This is a genomic window from Telluria sp. ZT3P39 (assembly GCF_059685935.1).
The window spans coordinates 55,080-76,477 of record NZ_JCASIH010000017.1 but is presented as its reverse complement, the minus strand read 5'-3'; the positions used below and the strand labels follow the sequence as shown (position 1 = coordinate 76,477).

The window sequence follows — 21,398 nt, the reverse complement described above, 5'->3', positions numbered from 1 at the left end:
GTATAGCGAGAGCTGCGCGCTTACGCTGAGCGCACCAGAACGACGGCCAGCACCAGCATCAGGGTCCCGGTAAAGGCTTCGATGGCGCGCCACACCGCCGGGCGGCCCAGCACCGGGGCGTAGCGCCGGGCGCCGAGGCCGAGTCCCGCGAACCACAGCACCGACGCCGTCATCGCACCGGCCGCGAACGAGGGCCTGGCGTCGCCGGCCAGGCTGCTGCCGACCGCGCCGAGCAGCACCACGGTGTCGAGGTAGACGTGCGGGTTGAGCAGCGACAGTGCCAGCACGGTGGCCAGCGCGCGGCCCAGCGTCTGCGCCCCCTGCCCCGACAGCTCGAGCGAGGCGCTTCCCTGCAGGCTGCTCTTCCAGCAGCGCCAGCCATACCAGACCAGGAAGACGGCGCCTCCGTAGCGCGCCACGGCCAGCAGCAGCGGCGAGGCTTCGACGATGGCGCCCAGCCCTGCAATGCCGAGGGCGATCAGGAGCACGTCGACCACGATGCAGGTGACAACCGTCGCCAGCACGTGCTGGCCGCGCACGGCGGTGCGGATGACGTGGACGTTCTGGGCGCCGATGGCCATGATCAGGCTGGCGCCCAGGCCCAGCCCCTGCAGATAAACCTGTTGCGAAAACATGCGGACTCCTTGTGAGAACCGGCATGTTCCATGTCAAGGCACCGTAATTCAAATATATTCATGATATTTAAAGACGCATAAGAAAAATTAATCCAATGCAGATCGATCCCCGCCGCAGCGCCGCCTTCATGGCCGCCGTCGATACCGGCAGCCTGGAGCTGGCGGCCGCGCAGCTGGCCATCACGCCGTCGGCCGTCTCGCAGCGCATTTCGGCGCTGGAGCAGGATTTCGGCACGCCGCTGCTGGTGCGCAGCCGTCCCTGCCGGCCCACCGGGCCGGGCACGCGCCTGCTGCAATACCTGCGCCGCAGCACCCTGCTGGAATCGGAATTCCTGGCCGAGATGGGCATGGACGAGGGGCCGGTGCGGGTAGCGCTGGCGGTCAACAACGACACCCTCGCCACCTGGCTGCTGCCGGTGCTGGCGCCGATATTGAAAGCGGAAGAGCTGCTGGTGGAATTCGTGCTCGATAACCAGGGCCATACCTTCGCCCTGCTGGAGCAGGGCCGGGTGGTGGCCTGCATCGCGGGAGAAGCCACGCCCATGCATGGCTGCACGGTGAGCACGCTGGGCCTGATGCGCTACCGGATGGTGGCCTCCAGCGCCTTTGCACGCACCTGGTTCCCCGATGGCTTCAACCGCGACGCCGCGCAACGCGCGCCGGTGGTGGTGTTCGACCGCAAGGATTCGCTGCAGTCGGCCTTTTTACTGAAGCACTTCGGGCTGCCGGAAGGCGCCTATCCCTTCCACTACGTGCCGGCGAGCGATCCGTACGGCCAGGCGATCCGCCTCGGCATGGGGTATGGCCTGCTGCCGCTGGAGCAGTGCGAGGCGATGCTGGTTGACGGAACCATGGTCGACCTGACCCCGCCGCTGCATGTGGACGTGCCACTGTACTGGCACGCCTGGCGCATCCAGCCGCCGCGCCTGGAGCGCATGGGCGCCGCGCTCCTGAAGGCCGCACGCGGCGTGCTGCTGCCGCTTCCTTAGGAGGTCGACGACAGGCTGACGAGCCGCAGGCGCGAAGGCCGGCGGCGCTCCACGCCAGGCGAGCGTTCCACCGGCCAGCACTGCGCCACGCCCCACAGCACTTCGGGAATCAGGAACAGCCACACCAGCGGCAGCCCGCCCTCGGCCAGCGCCCAGATCATCCAGCCCGCGAACAGGAAGCGCCCGACCCCGTCGTAGCGTCCCAGCGCCAGGCTGGGCTGGAACAGCCGCATGGCGGACCACAGCATGACCAGGCTGCCCATCAGGCAGGTGATCAGGATGTTCACCAGCGCGAACGGCGCCAGCGGCTCGCCGCCCATCCAGACATTGGTGCTTGATAACTGGGCATGCAGCATGGCGAAGGTCCAGGGGGTGGCGAAGGGCGCGGTCACGACGATGTCGTACAGCGCGCTGGCACGGGTGATGTGGAAGTAATTTGATAACGACATGGTCGGCATGGCCTGCTCCTGCTGCAAAGATTGCGCATTCCCGATGCTGCCATGCCTGCCTTGAACGCTTCTTGCGGTGGACGAAGAAGGGACACCGAGAACGCTTGTGTCCACGATCAGGTGCCGATGCGGCCCCCGTCATTTTTCGTGATCACGATCGTCGCCGAACGCGGGCGCTTGCCGGCGCCGTAGCCCGCATTCGATGGCCACTGGCTGGTGTACCTGGTGGGGTCGCCGACATTCGCGGACGCCGTGCTCTCGCCCGGGTGCTGGATGTTCACGAACAGCGCCTTGCCGTCCGGAGTCTCAGCGATGCCGGTGATCTCCGAGCTGACCGGACCGACCAAAAAGCGCTTGAGTGTGTCGGGGGTAGCGGCCAGGCCGACATAGGTGTCCACGTTCAGGATGGTACCGTTGGCGCGCGGGTAGCTCAGGGAGACCTTCTTGCCGTCGCCGACCTGGCCCGGCACGCCGGCCAGCATCATGCAATTGGTGACATCGGTGTAGGCGCCGTCGTCGGTCTGGAACCAGCAGATGCCGGTGGCGGCGCTGAAAGCCAGGCCGTCCGGGCTGGAAAAATCCTGGTCGGCGGAGAGGCCGGACAGGTTGACCGTGGCGGCGGCAGCGGCTTCGGCGCCGAACAGGTAGACGTCCCAGCGGAAGCTGGTGGCAGCCGGGCCGGCAGTTCCTTCCCTGACGCGGATGATGTGGCCGTTCGGGTTGCCCACCTGCGCGGTGCTGCCCTTCATGTCGGTGTAGACGCGCGGGTTGGCGGCGTCCGGCGCGCTCTGGCTTGCGCCGCCTGGCTCGACGCGGCGGTTGCTGTTGTTGGTGAGCGTGAAGTAGATCTCGCCGTTGACCGGGTTCACCGCGCACCATTCGGGGCGGTCCATCCTGGTGGCGCCCACGGCGTCGCCCGCCAGCCTGGCGTTGACCAGCACGTCGGCCTGGCCGGCGAACGCGTAGCCGGCGTAGGCGGCGATCAGGGGATGGGCGATCGACAGCTCGATCCACTGGCCGCTGCCGTCGGCCAGGAATCTGGCGACGTACAGCTTGCCGTCGTCGAGGTATTTGTCGCCGGTGGCGATGCGGTCCGGCGCCGTGGCATCGTCAGCGCTCCACCGCGCGGTCGACACGTACTTGTAAATGTATTCGTTACGCGAGTCGTCGCCCATGTACACGGCCAGCGGCTGGCCCACCACCACCTTGCCGAAGGCCGCGCTTTCGTGGGCGTAGCGCCCCAGGGCGGTGCGCTTCTTGATGACGCGGGTCTTGTCATAGGCGTCCATCTCGACGATATAGCCCATGCCGTTCATCTCGTTGCGGTAGTCGTCGCTGCCGTCCGCCGATGCGCCCTTCCGGCCCAGGTTCCAGCGTGCGTATTTGTCATCCAGGCCGCCGGTTTCCCAGCCGTGACGCGAGGCCGCGCCGGCGTCCCGCCCGTAGCGCTTGAGCGAGACCACGCTCTTGTCGGCGCGCGCGGCATCGTCCGCAGCGGCGCGGGTGAAATATCCCGACCAGTTTTCTTCGCCCGACAAATAGGTGTTCCACGGGGTCTTGCCGGTGCCGCAGTTGTTGAGCGTGCCGCGGATCCTGGTGCCGTTGGTCGAATATCGCGTGACGACCAGCGCATTGCCGCGCACCGGACCCGAGATCTCGATCTCGGTCTGCTGGTGCACGCGCCGGTTGAAGGGCGAATCCTTCAGGTATTCCCATTTCGCGCCGTTCCTGCGTACTTCGACCACGGACAGGCCGTGCAGCGCCATTTCCTTGTCCACCTCGGCGGCCGGGCGCGGCAGGCTCATGGTGCCGCCGTTCGGGTGCAGGAAGAAGGCGGACAGCTTCTCGTCGATGGTGGCTTCGTGGTTGATCGCCAGCAGGCCGCGGTCGTTGGCAGTGGTCGATGCCGCGCCGGCGCCGGAGAGCGGGAAGAATTCCATGCCGTCGTGCTGGTCGCCGGCGCGATTTTCATGATCGGTATCGCTGCCGTCGTTCTTGAACGCGGCCGTGGACGCGGTGAGCGGGTCGCCCATCGCGTACAGGATGCTGGCCGTGTAGCCAGCCGGTACCACCACGGCGTCAAGCAGGCTCTTGGACACGGCCGTAAAGCCGAGCAGCTTGTCGGTCGGCGGCGTGACCGCGACCGGCGGGGTGCCGGTGGCCGAGCCGCCGCAGCCACCCAGCCCCAGGGCGCCGAGCATCGCGGTGGCGGCCGAGGCGGCGCCGCCGCGCAGCAGGCTGCGTCGGCTCAGGCGCGCTTCCAGCACGCTGCTGAAATGCTCATTCGACGAAACGTTGGTGTCGGTGTCATCATGGTCGACAGGGATGCGGGCGAGATCAAACGGCTTGTTCACGGAGGGTCCTGTTCGGTGGGGGGTAAGTCCGTGCATGGTAGGCAGCCAAGATGACTGCCTCGTGACGCTTCGATAACAGTTCCGTGACAAGCCGGCGTATCCCGCGCCCCTCCCTCCCGCCATGCGGATATACTGCCGAGGCCCCTCCCATATCGCGCAGCATCCGCTACCAAGGACAGATTGCATGCAGCATCGCAGTACCCCCGCCCCGACCATCGACCCGGCCGCCCTCGGCCTGCAACTCTTCGAAGCCAGTCCCGACTGCGTCAAGCTGCTTGACGCCGAGGGCCGCATCGTCGCCATGAACCATAACGGCCAGCGCGCCATGGACATCACCGACGTCACCCGGCTGGTCGGCAATGTCTGGTCGACCCTGTGGCCCGATGCCAGCCGCGCCGACATCGATGCGGCGATCGACGCTGCGCGCAGCAAGGGCAACGGCCATTTCCGCGGCGCCTGCCCGACCGCCGCCGGCACGCCAAAATGGTGGGACGTCACGGTCAGTGCGGTGGGCGCGCCAAGCAATGGGCTGCTGGTGATCTCGCGCGACATCACGGCGCAGGTCGAGGCCGACGCCGAGCGCGAACGCCTGGTGCGCCAGCTCCGTGCCGCCAACGACCGCATGGAAGACGTGTTCCGCCAGGCGCCGGCCTTCATGTGCGTGCTCACCGGCCCGGACCATGTGTTCGAGATGATCAACGAGCGTTACCTGGAGCTGGTGGGCGGGCGCGATCCGGTCGGCGTGCCGCTGCGCGAGGCGCTGCCGGAGATCGCCGGCCAGGGTTTCATCGAGATGTTCGACCGCGTGTACCAGACCGGCGAGCCGTTTACCGGCACCGACGTCCCGGTCATGCTGCGGCGGCGCCCGGGCGCGCCGCTCGAGCGGCGCTTCGTCGACCAGGTCTACCTGCCGCTGCGCGACCCCGAAGGCAGGGTCACCGGAATCCTGGTGCACGGCGTGGACCAGACCGAGCGCAAGCTGGCCGAGATCGGGCTGTACGAAAGCCGCGAGCGCTTCGAGAAGATCGTCAGCCAGGCCGCCACCGGCGTGGTGCAGATGGATCCGCAAGGCCGGATCACCCTCGTCAACCAGAAATACTGCGACATGGTGGGCCGCACCGAAGCCGAACTGCTGGGCGCCAGCGTACTCGACGTCACCGCGCCCGATTCGTTGCCGGTCACGCTCGAGGCGGTGCGCCGCCTGGCCGAGGGCGAGGCCGGCGTGATCGTCGACAAGCAGTACCAGCGGCTCGACGGCTCGCTGATGCCGGCCACCAGCAGCGTCAATGCGCTGCGCGGCCCGAATGGCGAATTCCAGGGCCTGGTGGCGATCGTGGTCGACACCACGGACGCCAAACGCGCCGCCGAAAAGCTGCGCGCCAGCGAGGAACGCTACCGCACCCTGTTCGAATCGGTCGACCAGGGCTTCTGCATCTTCGAGATGATCTACGACGAGCAGGAGCGGCCGGTCGATTACCGCTTCCTCGAGATGAACAAGATGTTCGAGTCGCACACCGGCCTGCACGACGCGATCGGCAAGACCGCGAAAGAGCTGCTGCCCACGCTCGACAGCTTCTGGTTCGAGACCTACGGCCGGGTCGCGCAAACGGGCGAGCCGGTGCGCTTCGAGAACGAGGCGCCGGCCATGGGCCGCTGGTTCGACGTCTACGCCACCCGCATCGGCGCGCCGGGCAACTACAAGGTGGCGCTGCTGTTCAGCGACATCACGACCCGCAAGCAGTCCGAGGACACCCTGCGCAAGCTGGCCGCCGACCTGGCCGAGATGGACCGCCGCAAGACCGAATTCCTGGCCACCCTGGCGCACGAGCTGCGCAACCCGCTGGCCCCGATCCGCAGCGGCTTGAGCGTCATGCGCCTGAAGGGCGATAACGCGGCCACGGTGGCGCGCGTGCGCGAGATGATGGAACGGCAGGTCAGCCACATGGTGCACCTGATCGACGACCTGCTCGACATCGCCCGCATCAGCGGCGGCAAGCTCGAACTCAAGAAGGAGCGCGCCGACCTGCGCGCCGTGCTCTCCAGCGCCATCGAGACCAGCCTGCCCCTGGTCGAGAGCGGGCGGCACGAGCTGTCGGTCGACCTGCCGGAGCTGCCTGTGATGGCCGACGTCGACGTCACCCGCATCGCCCAGGTGGTGGCCAACCTGCTCAACAACGCGGCCAAGTACACGCCGGCCGGCGGCAAGATCGGCCTGTCGATGGCGGTCGACGATTGGGAAGCGGTCATCACGGTGTCCGACAACGGCATCGGCATCCCGGAAGACGCGCTGGCCTCGGTGTTCGAGATGTTCAGCCAGATCGGCGACCATACCGACCGCTCGCAGGGCGGTCTGGGGATCGGCCTGTCGCTGGTGCGGCGGCTGGTGGACATGCATGGCGGCTGGGTTTCGGCCGCCGGCAGGGGGCCGCAGGCCGGCAGCGTGTTCACGGTGCGCCTGCCGCTGGCGGCCCTCGACGAAGATGCTGCAGCCGCGGGCGCCGCGGTCGCCACGAGTGCGGGCGGCGCCGGCGAAGGCATGAAGATCCTGGTGGTGGACGACAACGTCGACGCCGCCGTGACGCTGTCGATGATCCTGGAAGCCTGCGGCTACACGGCGCAGGTGGCCCACGACGGCGCCGCGGCGGTGGAGGTGGCGCGCAGCTTCCGTCCGCAAGTGGCCTTCCTCGACATCGGCATGCCCGGCATGGATGGCTACGACACGGCCCGGGCCATGCGCCAGGTGCCCGAGCTGGCCGGCATGACCCTGGTGGCGCTGACCGGCTGGGGCGCCGACAGCGATCGCCAGAAGTCGAACGAGGCCGGCTTCGACCATCACCTCACCAAGCCGGTGCAGCTGGCCGTGGTCCAGGAGTTGCTGGGGCAGCTCGCGGCCTGAGGCGGCCTGGGCCTGGCGCCCGGGCCTGTGGGCGTGATCCGGCTGCCTGCGCCGCCGTTTCGCGATGTGGCGTATTCTCATGCTCACGGCATTAAAGCCAGCAACGACATGCGGTGGACACCTTGAGCGAGCACACTCTTTCAGCAATCAAGCTGGGCGCGCAGCAGCTGGCGGACGTCGTCACCTTGCCCGCGCCGCGGCGCTACACGCATTTCGTGCGGCAGGTGGCCGAAAACCGCGAAGTGTGGGGGCTGTACCGCGACGGCTGGGCGCTGGCCAAGACCGATGACGGCACCCTGGTCTTTGCCATGTGGCCGGCCAGCGAATTCGCCGACCTCTGCGCCGAATTCGAATGGGAGGGCTACGAGCCGCAATCCTTCCCCCTCGACGACTTGATGACCGACCTGCTGCCGCAACTCGAGGAAGACGGCGTGTTGCCGGGCATTTTCTATACGCCGGGCGACCGCGGACTGACGCCGACCATCTACATGCTGCGCGTCGACCTGGAGCGGGCGCTGAACCGCTAGCGGCCGTGCTACAGGCTGTGCAGCTCGTAGCGCACGTCGCGCCGGTCCTGCGTCTGCAAGCCTTCCACCAGATAGGCATCCCAGCCCAGGCGTCCCTCGTCGCCCGCCAGCCGGATGTTGTGCACGTCCGCCGCCAGCAGCACCAGCTCGACTTCGTATTCGAGGCACACCCCCGTGAACATCGACAGCATGCTCTTGAGCGCGCGTGCAGCCAGGCCGCCGGGCAAAAAATTGTTGAAGCCGGCGCGGTCGAGCGGTCCCACCACCAGCCGCAGGCGCAGGTCGCGTTGCCAGACCCGGGCGCCGGCAATGGCGCCCACGCCCAGCACCGCATTGCTGCTCCCCAGGATGGTCTGCTGGCTTGGGGGCACGTCATACCAGCAGCCGACGAACTGCTCGGCGACGACTTGCTGGCCGAAGTATTCCGCCAGCACCCGCGCCAGTTGCACGCTCGACGCCGGGCGGTGCCGGATCGAGGACGCGAAATACGCCAGCGATTCGTCCAGCACCGTGCCATCCTCGCTGCCCGCCAGGCGCTGCCGCAGCGACTTGTCGCCCAGTCCTGCCAGGCTCAGCAGCAGTGGCAGGAAGCTGTCCTGGCCGTCGAGCTGGTATTGCAGCGCCAGCCGATACTTGCGCCAGGCTTCGTAGAACAGGGCCAGCGAGCGGTTCGAGAAGGTGTCGAGGAAAGCCCGCGCGCCTTCGTCCTTTTCCAGCGACTGGTGTTCGGCGATGCGCTCGGTGTAGTGCAGGGGCAGGATGCCCTGGCCACCGAGCAGGCCCATGAACGAGGGCGTCAGGCGGATGTATTTGAGGGAGCCGTCCTGCAGGGCCGCGCCCAGGGCCGCCGCTTCGGTGTCGATGTCGCGCGGTTCGGCCTGGATCGCCTCGACCTGGCTGGCCGGGAAACCCAGCGAGAGCGAATTCTGGAAACGCAGGAAGTTCGCCACCAGTTCCTTGCGCGGCAGCCCGCGCCGCCGCGCCCACAGCTCGAGCATGCGCACCGCCTGGAAATACTCGAAGCGGTAGGGCTCGCGGAACAGGCGGTCGATTACAGCAGGCTCAAATCGCCGCTGCGTGGCTGGCATGTCAATAAGTCTTCTCCGGTTTTGTTCGACACGATCACCAGCTGGGTGAAGCTGTTGGCATGCACGTAGAGGGCGAGGAAGCGCTCGATGATCTGGGCAAAGGCGTGGATGCCGCTGCCGACGAATGCTTCTTCATCGATGCTCAGGCGCACCTCGACGCCGCGTACCAGGCAGGTGAACGGATTGCCGGCCAGCCAGGTGGTGGCAGGACGCTGCGCGATCGACTTGATGCCGCCGATCTGGCGCTGCGACGAGGGAGAGCGCGGCAGGTCGTACAGCGCCAGCATCTCGCGGAAGGCCTCGACCCCGCCATCGGCCAGCGACAGGTGGTTCAGCGCCAGGTGCGAGATCAGGCGCCAGTGCGCGCCGCGGCCGCTGGCGAAGCGATACGAGGCCGTGGGTTTGCGCAGGAAAGCGATGGCGCGCACGTTCGACCCGCCTTCGAGGAACAAATCGCCGCCCGCCTGGCCGTAGCTGAGCGAGGCGGGCAGGTCGCGGTTGGTGCAGGTGAGCTCGATGTTGAGGGTATCGGTTTCGACTTCAGCCGGGTCGAAATCGATGTCGACGATCGAGACCTGGGTCTCGAAGCCGGGGCTTTTTTCAAGCAGCGATTCGTCGCGCCTCACCGCGTAATAATGGCCGGCGTCTTCCGGCGTCTGCGCATGCCGCAACGCATAGAAGGGGCGAAACTGCACCAGGGTTTCGCCCTGCGGCGTCTGGCGCATCAGGCTCAATGATTCGATCGCAACCACCTCGTAGGCAAAGGCACGGCGCGCATCGGCCAGCACCGGATAGCTGGCGCTGGTATGCGTCACGCGAATCGGTTCGCCGCGCTGGCGGAACAGGTTGATCACCGGCGTGCAGCCCAGCTGCACATTGTTGGTGGACAGGGTGCCGAGCATGCGCGCCGTGTTCGAGTCCGAGCGCAGGCCGGACAGCGCCAGGTGCAGGGTCACGCTGCGCGTGCCCGGCGGCGCGGCGGCGGCCAGCGCGGCCAGGTCGATGTCGAAGAAATTGAATTTTTCGGGAAAACAGAAATATTCGGTGAGCAGCCGGTAGGCGGCGTGCGAGCGCGCCGGGAAGTCGATCAGCGCTTCGTCTTCGTCGAAGCCGGCGGGCCGCACCGGCACCACGGGCAGCGCCGTCCAGCGCCCGCTGCTGCCGGCTTCCACATAGGCGCTGACCGTGCGCATGAACAGCGCGTCGCGCAGGGCCGCGCAGAACGAAGGCTCGCCATCGATGAAGACGCGCAGGCCGGGCAGCGCGAGCTGGGCCAGCGAGCCCTGTTCGGCGGTGCAGTCCAGAGTCAGGCTGACGCTGGACGATGCCGCCCCCGGCAGGCGCACGGCCTCGGGCGCGTCGATGATGGCGGAAAACCTGGCCCGGCTCAAGGCCACCGGCGCCACGTCGACCGGATACACGGTGCGGAAGGTACAGGCGGCGCCGCGCACCGGCCGCGTATTGAGCTCGGTGCCGCGCGCAATGGTGCTGGCGCCGCCCTGCTTGGCCGCGCCGCTCACATCCATGCGTGCGATCGAGCAGGAGGGGAAGGGGCGCAGGTAGTGCGGGTACAGCACCTCAAACAGGGCTTCAGTGAATTCAGGGTAGTCGTCGTCCAGACGCCGCGCAATGCGCGCATTGAGCAGCGCGAAGGATTCGATCATGCGTTCGGTGTGCGGGTCTTCGCACACCTCGCCGCTGATCAACAGGCGCCCGGCGATGCGCGGGTAGCGTTCGGCAAATTCGCGCAGGTTGCGGCGCAGATAGCCCAGCTCGCTTTCGTAGTACGGAAGCAATTGTTCCATGCTCAAGCCCCGACCGGCGCCGGACGCATCGCCTTGCCGGCCTTGCAGATGCTGTATTGCAGGGTCGAGGGCGTGAGCACGGCGTCGAAGTTGACCGGCTCCTGCGACACGCTCGCCACCAGCACGGCCGTGATCGAAAAATTCAGGCGGTTGACGGAATCGTCGCGCATCTCCAGCAGCGCGCGCACGTTGCGCAAGCGCGGCTCGTGGCAGCCGATGGTTTTTTCGATGCTGGCGCAGATCGCCGCGCGGTCGGTCGGGCTCGACAGGCAGAGGTCGGCGAAGTCGTTCAGGCCATAGGTGACCATCGAGCGGCTGCATTCCGGGTAAGACGTCAAGTCGCCCTCCGCCACGCTGGAGCGCGTGTTGAGCAGCGACTCGAGGTCGCGCGCCACCGTGTCTTTCAGCTCCTCGATGGTCATGCGCGCCGCCGCGGTCTGGCCCGGCCCGCGCTTCGGCACACCCAGCAGGCGGTCGAACAAGCCTGGTGTAAATCCCTTCATGGGGCTTTCCTCTACCTGTCTCCGGTTGACCCGGGCACCGCGTGTGGACGGAAAAAAAACCAAACCCGATGTTGCCATGCCACGCAGCACCAACGTTTGATCAACTTCACATGGGCAACCCTTTCAAGTTGTTATGGTTTCCGGAGAGTTGTTCCACCGAATCCGACTTGAGAGAAGGCAGAGACATGACCAGCAAGGTTCTCTGGGGCGAAGGCCTGTTATTGCGTCCACAGCACTTCCAGCGGCAAGACCACTATCACGAGCAATGCCTGCACAAGGGCATCAAGGCCGTGCACCCCTACGCCTGGGGCGTCGAGGGCTTGCAGGTCGACCGCGAAGCCCTGGCCAACAGCATGCTGCGGCTGCAGTCGCTGTCGGTGCGCTTCCAGGATGGCGAGCTGGTCGACGCGCCGGAGATCGACGCGCTGCCCGAGCCGGTGGACCTGAGCCTGCTGCAGCAATCGCAGCAGACCGTCACCTATTACATTGCCCTGCCGGGATTGAAACCGTTCAGCGGCAATTTCGCGCCGCCCGGACAGGCCACCAATACGGCGCGCTTCGTCCAGGACAACGCGGACACGCCCGACCTGTACACGCAAGCCGCCCCGGTGCAGCTGGCCTACCTCAAAAAGGCGGTGCGGCTGGTCTCGGAGTTCGAGCCACGCGATTCCTACGTTCACTTCCCGCTGCTGCGGCTGCGGCGCGCGGCCACCGGCGGCTTCGAGATCGACGACAGCTTCGTGCCGCCTTCGCTGTCCCTGGGCGCGGCGCCGGTGCTGTTCCAGGGCTTGCGCCGCCTGCTCGACGCGCTGCAGGCCAAGGTCGCCGCGCTCTACGGCCATCATCGCGAGCCCAGCCGCAACGTGGTGGAGTTCCGCTCCGGCGACATGTCCTCGTTCTGGCTGCTGCATACGGCCAGCTCGGCCTACGCCAGCCTGACCCACCACTTCCATCATCCCGCTCTGCATCCGGAGCGCCTGTATGAAGGCTTGCTCGACGTGGCGGGCGGCCTGATGACCTTCTCCAAGAGCTGGACGCTGGCCGATCTGCCGCCCTACCAGCACGGCGATCCGGGCCCGGCCTTTGCCAAGCTCTTGACGATCATCCGCGAGCTGCTCGATACCGTGATCTCGTCGAAGTATTTCTCGATTGCCCTCAACGAAGTGCGGCCGTCCTACCACATCGGCATGCTCGACTCCGGCAAGATCGACGAGAAGACCACCTTCTATGTCGCGGTGTCGGCCGCGATCCCCGCGGTGGAACTGGTGGACGTGGTGCCGCTACGCTTCAAGGTCGGTGCGCCGGACGATGTCGAGAAATTCGTGCTGTCGGCCCTGCCGGGCGTGCGCCTGCAATATGCGCCGCAATTGCCCGCCGCCGTGCCGGTGCGGCCCGAGACCTGCTATTTCATCCTCGAGGCGAAGGGGCCGATGTATGAGCGCATGCTCAAGGCGCAATCGATCTCGATCTATGTCCCGGCCGGCATGAAAGAGCTGCGCCTGGAACTGCTGGCCGTCGCTGCATGAACGCGGCACTGGATGTGGCTGCCCTGGGCGTCGCGCTGGGGCTGTTCGGTACTGGGCTGAGCCAGCATGCGCGCCTGATCACGCTGGCCAGCGCCCAGGACAGCAGCCTGCCCGAATCGCTGGTGGCGGAAGGGTTCAGCGGGGTTGAGGCCGTCAACGAATTGTTTGCCTTCGACGTCGAGGCGCTCAGCACCTCGACCGACCTCGACCTGGCGCTGTTCATCGGAGAAGAACTCACCGTCGGCCTGCTGCAGCCCGACGGCAGCCGGCGCATGTGGCACGGGCTGTGCACGGCAGCATCCTGGTTGGGCGCGGATGGCGGCGTGGCGCGCTACCGGCTGCGCCTGGAACCGGCGCTGGCCATGCTGGCGCTGCGCCGCGACAGCTATATCTTCCAGGACAAGAACGTCCGCGACATCGCCTGTGAATTACTCGCGGATTATCCACAGGTGCGCTTCGATTTCGAAGTGTCGCAAGAACTCGCACCGCGCGCGGTCTGCACCCAGTACCGCGAGAGCGACCTGGATTTCCTGCTGCGCCTGCTGGCCTCGGAAGGCCTGAACTGGCGCTTCGAACACGACCAGGCGGACGACCGTGGCGATCGGCCGCACGGCCAGGCGCGCCACAAGCTGGTGATCTTCGACAGCCGGGCGACGGCACCCTCGACGCCTGGCGGTGAGCTGCTGCGCTTCCATGGCGTGCGCGCAACAGAACTCGACGACGCTATCGACGGTTTCCGGGCGCGCCGCACGGTGCAGGCGAACGCCGTGTCGATCAGCAGCTGGGATCCGGCGCAACTGCTGGCCCCGGGCGCGGAGCACGAATCCATGCTGGATGCGGGCGAATTGCCCTTCCTGCAGGTTTATGACGGCAGCGGTGAACGCATTGCCGCCGCGCGTCAGGCGGCGAACTCGCACGGCGAACTGATGCTGCAGGCACTCGAACTCGAGAACAAGGTATTCGAGGGAACGGGCGCCGTGCGCAGGCTGGCGGCCGGCTGCGCCTTCCAGCTGACCCAGCACGACCGCTATCCCGAGGGGGCGAATGCATTCAAGGTGCTGTGGGTGCGGCATGAGGCCCGCAACAATTTCCAGACCGGGACCGTCGGGCTGGATGGGGCCGCTGTCGAAAACGGCAGTTACCGCAACACCTTTGCCTGCGTGCGCGAAGTGGTGCCGCTGGTGCCGCGCGCGACCGCCGCGCCGCAGCGCATCACCGCTCCGGGACCGCAATGCGCATTGGTGGTCGGACTGGCAAACGACGTCTCGACCACCAACCGCGACCATCAGGTGCGCGTCCAGTTCGCATGGCAGCGCGGCGCCAATCCCAACGCGGGCGGCATGGCGCACAACGCGGACGGCAAGGGCTGCGCACCGGGCAACGAGACCTCCGGCACCTGGGTGCGCGTGGCCGAAGCGCTGGCCGGGCCCAACTGGGGCACCGTCTTCACGCCGCGCATCGGCACCGAAGTGCTGGTGGATTTTATCGAGGGTGATATCGACCGGCCGGTGATCGTGGCCCAGCTGTACAACGGCGCGGATCTGCCGCCGTTCTCGGCCGGCGTGGATTCGGGCGCCAATCACGCTGGTGCGCTGTCGGGCATCCACACGCGGAACTTCGATGGCAGCGGCTATAACCAGTGGCAGATCGACGACACGTCCGGCCAGGTCCGCATGCGCCTGGCCACCAGCCTCGGGGCGACGCAATTGAACCTTGGCTACCTGATCCAGCAGGAGCCTGGGACGGCGCAGCGTGGCGCCTATCGCGGCAGCGGCTTCGAGCTGCGCACCGATGCCTGGGCCGTCATCCGCGGCGGCGAGGGCGTGCTGCTGTCGACGCGTGCGCGTCCGGTTCTCGGGAGCAGCGTGAGCTCGACGCAGATGGATGCGGCAGAAGCCGTTGCGCAGTTCAAGGGGGCGCAGGAATTGACGACTGCGCTGGGGGATGCGGCGGCGGCGCAGCAGGCGCTGTTCAGCAAGGATGCGGCCAAGGCGCAGGCCGAGCTCATCGAGCAGATCGATCCGCAGGTGAAGGGCAAGTATGAGGGGCCGGTCAACGGGCAGTCGGCATTCAAGGCCAAGGCAGGCTCGCGCGAGGTCGACTCGTCGCAGCCTGTGGAAAAGTTTGGTTCGCCCATCGTGCTGATGGATTCGGCGGCCAGCATCAACTGGGCAACGCCGGCATCGACCGTGCTGTATGCCGGCAAACACCTGCAGTGGACCACGCAGTCGGATCTGCACATGACGGCGGGGCACACGTTTTCCTCCGTTGCGGGCGGCGCGGCCAGTTTCTTTACGCATGCGGGCGGGATCCAGGCGATTGCGGCGAATGGGCCGGTGTCGCTGCAGGCGCATACGGATGCACTGGAGATTTTGGCGGACAAGGAAGTCGTGGTGATCTCGGTGAATGACTGCATCGAAATCAAGGCCAAGGAAAAGATCGTGCTGCAGGCGGGGCAGTCGTCGATCACGCTGGAGGGTGGGGATATTACGTTTGCGTGTCCGGGGACGTTTTCGGTGAAGGGGGGGCAGCATGTGTTTGATAAGGGAGGCCGCCAGAGCGCGAATCTGCAGAACTTGCCGAGCGAGTTAAGCGAAGAGCCGCCTAATTTCATCGCGCTTGACTATCTGGACGCAGAGATTGGTAAAGGTATTCCAGAAGTGGAATACGAAATCCATTTTGAAAAAGGGACTGTCTTGACCGGGACATTGGATCAGGACGGAAAAGCACGGCACGAGAACGTCGAGAACAAGCCCGTAAAAAAGGTCGTATATAAGCCACGCAAGCCCAAGAAAGAGAAGCCGCATGATCCTCTGCAATCCCTGCTTGGGTAATTGCGTTTCTTATATAACGCCCTGTTGGAGCGACGTATGCCGGAAATTAACCCGACCCAGATGCGGAATGCAGTTGCATGGACAACGGATAAGCAGCCCCCCGAAGAAGAGGTAAGTTCCAACCCATGGGTGTGGTTTTGGCAAGCGGTGCAAGGCGACTTCAATGACAATCGCTCGACTGGACAGATTGTTGTCGATGCTGCGATATCGATGATCCCGCTGGTCGACCAGGTCTGTGATGTTCGTGACTTGATAGCAAATTGCAGAAAACTGCGACAAGATGCTTCGGATACATGGGCTTGGGTAGCGCTTGTCTTGACCCTGATAGGCCTCATTCCCTTCCTGGGCTCCTTTTTAAAAGGCGTACTCAAAGTCTTTTTCGCCTTCATCCGGCGTGCAGGGGGCGATGCCATCGCAACGGCAGTAAATGGCGCCTTGACATGGGTCGTGACGCTCATGCGTCGGCAAGTCTTTCAGAAATATTTGCGCGACCATAACATCGATGAAGTGTTCGATTGGCTAGCGAAAGAATTAAAGATCGTAAAGTCAAAAATCACTCCCACTGAGCTGTTAAAGGCTTTCGATTCCGCCATTGGCACGATGCGTCAGTTGGTTGGCAAGGTCAAGAATATTCCCGTCGTTGGCAAGCGCGCAGCTGATGCGTTGGAACAGGTTCTTTGGGTGCGCTCAAGAGCGGCTGAAGGGATAGCAAAAGTCGACCTGACCATCAATGCCATTTTTGAAAAAATAATATTGCTGGTAGAAGGTCAAGCAGCGCTGAGCAAGAAAGCGATCGTTAACCTGAACAATGTCCACTATCGTGGTGCATTGCCGGAGGCGACTGCGGTTACCTTAATGCGCAAGCCAAACCCATGTCCGGGTTGGCTCAACGATGACATGAATATCAGATGGCCTAGTGCTGATCTGGAAGATACTCAGCAATTGATTGCGGATGCGGTTAGAAATGGTCATCCTCCTTTAACTAAATCAAACATTGAGTCGTTTCATAAATTAATTCCAGATGTGATCAAAGGTCCTGCCAAGCTCATTCGAATCCTGTCACCGAACAGCCGTGCAATGAGCGATTGCTGGATCAGCGAGAAAGTGTTCAATGACATACAGAATTCTCCCGATCCAAAAGCTGCCTGGAGAAAGTTTCTCGCCGTTTGGCCGGATTGGAATGTCAACGGGCAGTTCGTCGTTTACGACGTGAAGCTTGGGGAAACACTAAAAGTATGGAAGGGACCGGCTTCCAGCCAAACGAAAGACGGTGTATCAGGCCGGCATCTGGAAGGTGGATATGAGCAAATCATCTTCAACCTCAGCAGAACGGACTCACGCAACGACACCATGCGCTACTACAAAAAGAATACGACCGGAAAAAATATTACCGATGAGTGGATTAATCAAAAAAATTTCGATAATCTTACTGACGCCCAAAAAGCACTACATGTAGGAATTCGCGAGAGGATCAATCACCCGAACATTAGTGGACCGTTTGAGACGGGTTGGGGCTATACCGATTTCAATGGTTCAGGTCTGATGGACAAGATTGGCCTGCCGACCCTGCCGGGACAACTCACTTCGCTCAACCGATAAAACATCAATACTTCTCGGAGGCTGTATGACATCAACGAGCAAATTGACATCGTGGCAAAAAAAACAAGCTGCCTTGCTTTATTTTTTTGCATCCTATAACTACCTGGAGGGGCTATATGAACGTGTACATCAGCTTCAGGACTTCGCTGATGGGATATTAGATAAAAGTCGCTTGGAAGGCAGGGATAGGTTTCTTCGAGACGCTCGCTGGGGTAATCGCGATACAAGCGAAAACTGGGGAAATAATGCTTGGTCATTTCTGAGGGACTTTGGACTTTCCACAATTCGAGCCATGGCGGATAGACAATCTCAAATCTATCACATTACAGGGGCAAATCAATGTGCTCGTGGCATGGCGGAATTCTCGATGCAATGGACTACCGCAGAGGAGCAACAAAAATTCGACGACATGCTTGAGTCGGTCGGGTGGTACGCGATGTATATCGATAAGACAATGGACAGGTCGCATCGTGCTGGACGATGGACTGATTTTGGATTGACCATGACTTGGGCTAGACATTCCGCTCACTTTATTAATTTTCCAAAATTCAGAATTCGGGAAGACATCGTCGGTGAAACCGGAAATATTCCTCCAAAAACGGGGGTTTATATTTCGACCGATCATCCTGATGGGTCCTTGCAGTTCGCATGGAACGGCGATGAGTACGGAATACTCCGGGAATGTTCGATTTTTAACAGGCTTGGTAGAGATGCGCTGTCGACAGTTGGTCGATCGAAGTTATGGGTGGATGGAGATGCGATGCTTGGCTTTGTCCAGAAAAACCTTAATTCGCCTGAGCTGCTCGACGATTCGTATTTCGCGAAATCCCACACCCCTGTGCTTGCCCCAAGCCTCGTAGCGCGGAACGCGTTCACTTCTGCACCGTCAAAATGGTGTTATGTAGAACTGGTAGAAGGCGAGTTTGAGAAGCTAGAGGACGAGGCTGATCCGTTGACTTTCATTGAGCAGCGTTTCGAATCGGGTGAAGAATGCAGGATGAACGGATATTATTTCACCCCAGCCTCTACCGACTCTCGTCGGTATTTTCGTGCTGGGGAAATGTTCCCAGCGCTAGACTCGGCCTATGGAAAAACCATCTGGCAGTGGGACCAACAACAGAAATAGAACTCCCATCTGAAATTCAGAAGTTTATAGCGCTGATAGGAGAAATCATGGCAGGCCCCTTAATCAAACTTGGTGACAAAACCTCCCACGGCGGCACGGTTATCGAAGCTTCCACACAGAGCGACACTGGCGGCGTCGGCATTGCCCGCATGGGTGACAAAACAGTCTGCCCCAAACACGGTTCCAGTCCGATCATCAGTGGCGACTCGTCGCTGATCATCGACGGCAAGCCGGCAGCACGGCATGGCGACAAAACCGCCTGTGGCGCCTCCCTAATCGCAGGCCAGCAGGCAACGATCGACAAACTCTGAGCGACAAACATGACGACTATTTCGGCCTCGGCGGCACCGGCACCAACGCGCCAACCCGGTGAGTGGCTCAAGCTAGGCGCAGTGATCACGACAACCTTTGTCGTGTGCTGGGCAATCGTGATCTGGTATTGGCATGCGACCAATCACAATCCGGGAACGGGTGACCTGGCGCTGGCGCTATTCCTCCTGCCGCTGGGCTTGCTACTCGGTTTTTGGGGCGGCCATAAAGTCGTCACGGCGCGGGCTGGTGTACTACCTGCTGCAGACCTGTCGAAGCCGGCATCAGCTTCGTCGGCAATCCATGCGGCGGCAACAGCGCCTGTACTGGCCATCATGGCCATAGCACTGCGTTCCCCCTACGGTGCGTCGGTAGACGAGCTTGCCAGCGCCATCGCCGATAACGACGCTCGTGCCGACCTGGACCAGGAACTGGTCGATGACAATGGTTTCCCGATCGTGACGGCGCGCGTCGACGGTGCAGACGATGACATGCTACAGGATGAGATCGCCGAATGGCTGGCCAGCCAAGGAATGCCGGCAATGCATTTCACGGAAGAACAATGGCGCGCGCTAATCCTGGGTAGCAGTGTGGCAGGGGAACTCGCTAGCCTCGCCGCCGCCGATTGCATGCCGGCCGAGGGCCAGCCTCCGATGCTGCAACTGAAGCTGATGCTTCAGCACGACTGGAGCGTGGAAGTTCGCCGGGCGGCGATCATGTGGCTCCGGCATACCGTCAGCCAGCACGGCTGGCCGGATACGGCCATCGCAACGCCGGGACCCGAGCAACTCCACCTGAGCACCCCAACCACCATGCTCACGCAGCAGCTGCCCACGCCATCGGCAGATCAGAAACCCCTGGTGGCGATCGTGATTGCCTGCGCGTCGCTGGTTGGCCAGGAAAGCGTCGACCGCCTAGCCGCAAACTCGGCTTTGTTCAACTCATCGAAGGGCAGCGGCCACATCCCGGGCGAGGGTGCGTGCGGATTGCTGCTGACCGACCTGCGCCAGGCAGAGTCGATCAAGGGCGCAGACATGGTGCTGCTGGGCCCGCTTCACGAGCGTCGCCGGGACAGCTCGGCCGATGAGGCCCGCCGCGCCGATCCTGCGCTGCTGCTGGAAATGACGGAGCAGCTCTGCAAGGCCAGCGCCACCGAACTGGCGCAGATCGCCATGATCGTGGCCGATACCGCCCATCGCCCGATGCGTGTCCTCGAGCTGATGGGCTTGAGCGCACCGGCGATCCCGCAAATTGATGCATCCGACGATATCGTACGCGTTGGCCTCGGTAGTGGAAGCTGCGGCGCCGTGCCTTTCCTGACGGTGCTGGCCCTGGCATGCCACTATGCGCGCGAGCGCAGTGCGCCGGTCCTGGGCATCAGCAACGAAGATCCCTACCTGCGCAGCGCCGCACTGGTGCGCCCGGCGAACTGCGCAGCCGAGGGAAATACTTAAACCTCGAGCGAGTTCACCACCAGCTTGCGCTTGCCGTTCGCCGCCAGGGGAATATCGTCTTCTTCCTGCAGCGAGATGTCGAAGAAGCCGCCCCAGCGCCGCTGCTGGGCGTCGAGTACAAAAGCGCGCTGTTCAGGATTCAGGCTGCCGTGACGCGGCACCACGGCCAGCGTGATCTCGCCGGCCCGTGCCTGCCGCACCTGGTACAGGCGCACGAAATCCCAGGTCACCTCGTCGATCACGATGGCCAGTCCCGGAATGCGCTTGCCGGCCCGATCGACCAGGAATTCATGTCCGCGGCCGTCGATCACCGGGCAGCGGCCGTCCGCATCGATACGCCCATAATCGCCCGTGCGGTAACGGATCAAGGGCATGACGTCGTTCCACAGCGAAGTCCCCACGATTTCTGCACGCTCGCCATCCATGCGGTTTTCATTCCAGCCGTAGAGCTGCTGAAACATGTAGTCGGACCTTCCTTGCTCATCCACATTCAGGAAGGCCAGGTTGGTGCGCTCCGACAAGCCGTAGTTCAATGACACCGGGGCGCGGAACAGCCGGCGGATCGACCCGAGCTGCGCCGGCGTTGCCGGTTCCGACGCCAGCAGCACCGCCTTCACCTGCACGTCGAGTTCGCCCGGCTGGAGCAGATCGGCCAGCGCGGTCACTGAACTCGGGTAGCCATGCACATACTCGGGGCGGAAGCGAGCAATCGCATCGCGGATCGCCGCCTTGTGCTGCCCATGCACATGATAGGGCGACAGCATCAGCCGGTTGCCAACCACGCGGCACGGTTCTTCGTGGGCCAGGCGGCGCGCGTCGGCGCCGATGCGCAGGATGCGGGACTTGTCGAAGGAAAAGCCGAGCTTGCCCCATTCATGGGTAAAGAAGGCCTTTTCGATGTCCGCCAGCCGCTTGGTACGCCACATGCCGATGCCCTGGCCGGACGAACCGCCGCTGGTGGCGTACATCAGCTTGGATGGGTCGAGCCGGTCGTCAAGAAACTCGCGCTGCTGCGCCATGAACTCTTCCTTGGCGAGATAAGGGAAGGCTGCCAATACCTCCTGCAAGGGCTCGTTTGCCGCCTCGAGGGCGCTGAGCCTGACCGTGCGGCGGTAGTGCGGCACGTGCTCGAGCGCATGGACCAGGATCTGGCGCAGGCGCAGGCCGGCTTGCGCGGCGATGGCAGTGCCGTCCTGCGCCAACAGTTCGCGCACGCGGAAAAAGTCGGGATGATAGAGGACGCGGCTCGGGATATAGCGGCGCCATGCGTAGTAATGCTTGGAAAGAACGTCGTGCAGGGCCAC

The 21,398-nt window shown here is 63.8% G+C and carries 16 protein-coding genes; 9 read left to right on the top strand and 7 right to left on the bottom strand.

Annotated elements, in window-relative coordinates:
- Positions 1-20 precede the first annotated feature (20 nt).
- Positions 21-635, bottom strand: coding sequence for a LysE/ArgO family amino acid transporter (locus AC56LR_RS15925; protein WP_497131799.1), 615 nt, complete (start codon positions 633-635; stop codon positions 21-23).
- A gap of 95 nt (positions 636-730) precedes the next feature.
- Here AC56LR_RS15925 and AC56LR_RS15920 point away from each other — a divergent pair, with 95 nt between their 5' ends.
- On the top strand, positions 731-1,624 hold the full coding sequence (locus AC56LR_RS15920) for a LysR family transcriptional regulator ArgP (RefSeq protein WP_497131798.1): 894 nt from the start codon (positions 731-733) through the stop codon (positions 1,622-1,624).
- On the opposite strand, the gene AC56LR_RS15915 is transcribed toward AC56LR_RS15920, so the two are convergent.
- On the bottom strand, positions 1,621-2,082 hold the full coding sequence (locus AC56LR_RS15915; RefSeq protein WP_497131797.1) for a hypothetical protein: 462 nt from the start codon (positions 2,080-2,082) through the stop codon (positions 1,621-1,623). The genes AC56LR_RS15920 and AC56LR_RS15915 overlap by 4 nt on opposite strands.
- Before the next feature lie 107 nt (positions 2,083-2,189).
- Positions 2,190-4,427 carry a PhoX family protein gene (locus AC56LR_RS15910; protein WP_497131796.1) on the bottom strand — a complete coding sequence of 746 codons (2,238 nt, stop codon included), beginning with the start codon at positions 4,425-4,427 and terminating at the stop codon, positions 2,190-2,192.
- Positions 4,428-4,611: 184 nt separating this feature from the next.
- Here AC56LR_RS15910 and AC56LR_RS15905 point away from each other — a divergent pair, with 184 nt between their 5' ends.
- Together AC56LR_RS15905 and AC56LR_RS15900 are read left to right on the top strand one after the other, a co-directional pair.
- Positions 4,612-7,323: a PAS domain-containing protein gene (locus AC56LR_RS15905; RefSeq protein ID WP_497131795.1), complete on the top strand. Its 2,712-nt coding sequence runs from the start codon at positions 4,612-4,614 to the stop codon at positions 7,321-7,323.
- 113 nt (positions 7,324-7,436) lie between these two features.
- The gene (locus AC56LR_RS15900; RefSeq protein ID WP_497131794.1) at positions 7,437-7,850 is read left to right on the top strand and encodes a DUF2750 domain-containing protein; all 414 of its coding nucleotides are present in this window, start codon (positions 7,437-7,439) and stop codon (positions 7,848-7,850) included.
- An 8-nt stretch (positions 7,851-7,858) separates the two neighbouring features.
- Here AC56LR_RS15900 and tssG read toward each other — a convergent pair whose 3' ends face one another.
- The 3 genes from tssG to tssE are packed head-to-tail and all read right to left on the bottom strand — an operon-like array spanning position 7,859 to position 11,246.
- The gene (gene tssG / locus AC56LR_RS15895) at positions 7,859-8,938 is read right to left on the bottom strand and encodes a type VI secretion system baseplate subunit TssG (protein WP_497131793.1); all 1,080 of its coding nucleotides are present in this window, start codon (positions 8,936-8,938) and stop codon (positions 7,859-7,861) included.
- Complete coding sequence (gene tssF, locus AC56LR_RS15890; RefSeq protein WP_497131792.1) at positions 8,902-10,743, bottom strand: type VI secretion system baseplate subunit TssF; 1,842 nt, start codon at positions 10,741-10,743, stop codon at positions 8,902-8,904. The genes tssG and tssF overlap by 37 nt, the downstream gene beginning before the upstream one ends.
- Before the next feature lie 2 nt (positions 10,744-10,745).
- Positions 10,746-11,246: a type VI secretion system baseplate subunit TssE gene (gene tssE, locus AC56LR_RS15885; protein WP_497131791.1), complete on the bottom strand. Its 501-nt coding sequence runs from the start codon at positions 11,244-11,246 to the stop codon at positions 10,746-10,748.
- 185 nt (positions 11,247-11,431) lie between these two features.
- Here tssE and tssK point away from each other — a divergent pair, with 185 nt between their 5' ends.
- From tssK to AC56LR_RS15855, 6 genes are read left to right on the top strand one after another with little or no spacing between them, the layout of a single operon-like run.
- Complete coding sequence (tssK, locus tag AC56LR_RS15880; protein ID WP_497131790.1) at positions 11,432-12,772, top strand: type VI secretion system baseplate subunit TssK; 1,341 nt, start codon at positions 11,432-11,434, stop codon at positions 12,770-12,772.
- Positions 12,769-15,606: a type VI secretion system Vgr family protein gene (locus AC56LR_RS15875; protein WP_497131789.1), complete on the top strand. Its 2,838-nt coding sequence runs from the start codon at positions 12,769-12,771 to the stop codon at positions 15,604-15,606. The genes tssK and AC56LR_RS15875 overlap by 4 nt, the downstream gene beginning before the upstream one ends.
- Before the next feature lie 36 nt (positions 15,607-15,642).
- Positions 15,643-17,205: a hypothetical protein gene (locus AC56LR_RS15870; RefSeq protein WP_497131788.1), complete on the top strand. Its 1,563-nt coding sequence runs from the start codon at positions 15,643-15,645 to the stop codon at positions 17,203-17,205.
- 25 nt (positions 17,206-17,230) lie between these two features.
- Positions 17,231-18,331 carry a hypothetical protein gene (locus tag AC56LR_RS15865; protein WP_497131787.1) on the top strand — a complete coding sequence of 367 codons (1,101 nt, stop codon included), beginning with the start codon at positions 17,231-17,233 and terminating at the stop codon, positions 18,329-18,331.
- A gap of 47 nt (positions 18,332-18,378) precedes the next feature.
- Positions 18,379-18,642 (top strand): PAAR domain-containing protein, encoded by a 264-nt coding sequence (locus tag AC56LR_RS15860; protein WP_497131786.1) that lies wholly within the window; start codon positions 18,379-18,381, stop codon positions 18,640-18,642.
- A gap of 9 nt (positions 18,643-18,651) precedes the next feature.
- Positions 18,652-20,094 (top strand): hypothetical protein, encoded by a 1,443-nt coding sequence (locus AC56LR_RS15855; protein ID WP_497131785.1) that lies wholly within the window; start codon positions 18,652-18,654, stop codon positions 20,092-20,094.
- Here the strand turns inward: AC56LR_RS15855 and AC56LR_RS15850 are convergent.
- Entirely contained in the window at positions 20,091-21,398 is a 1,308-nt protein-coding gene (locus tag AC56LR_RS15850; RefSeq protein WP_497131784.1) for an acyl-CoA synthetase family protein, read from the bottom strand. The two genes, AC56LR_RS15855 and AC56LR_RS15850, sit on opposite strands and share 4 nt — an antisense overlap.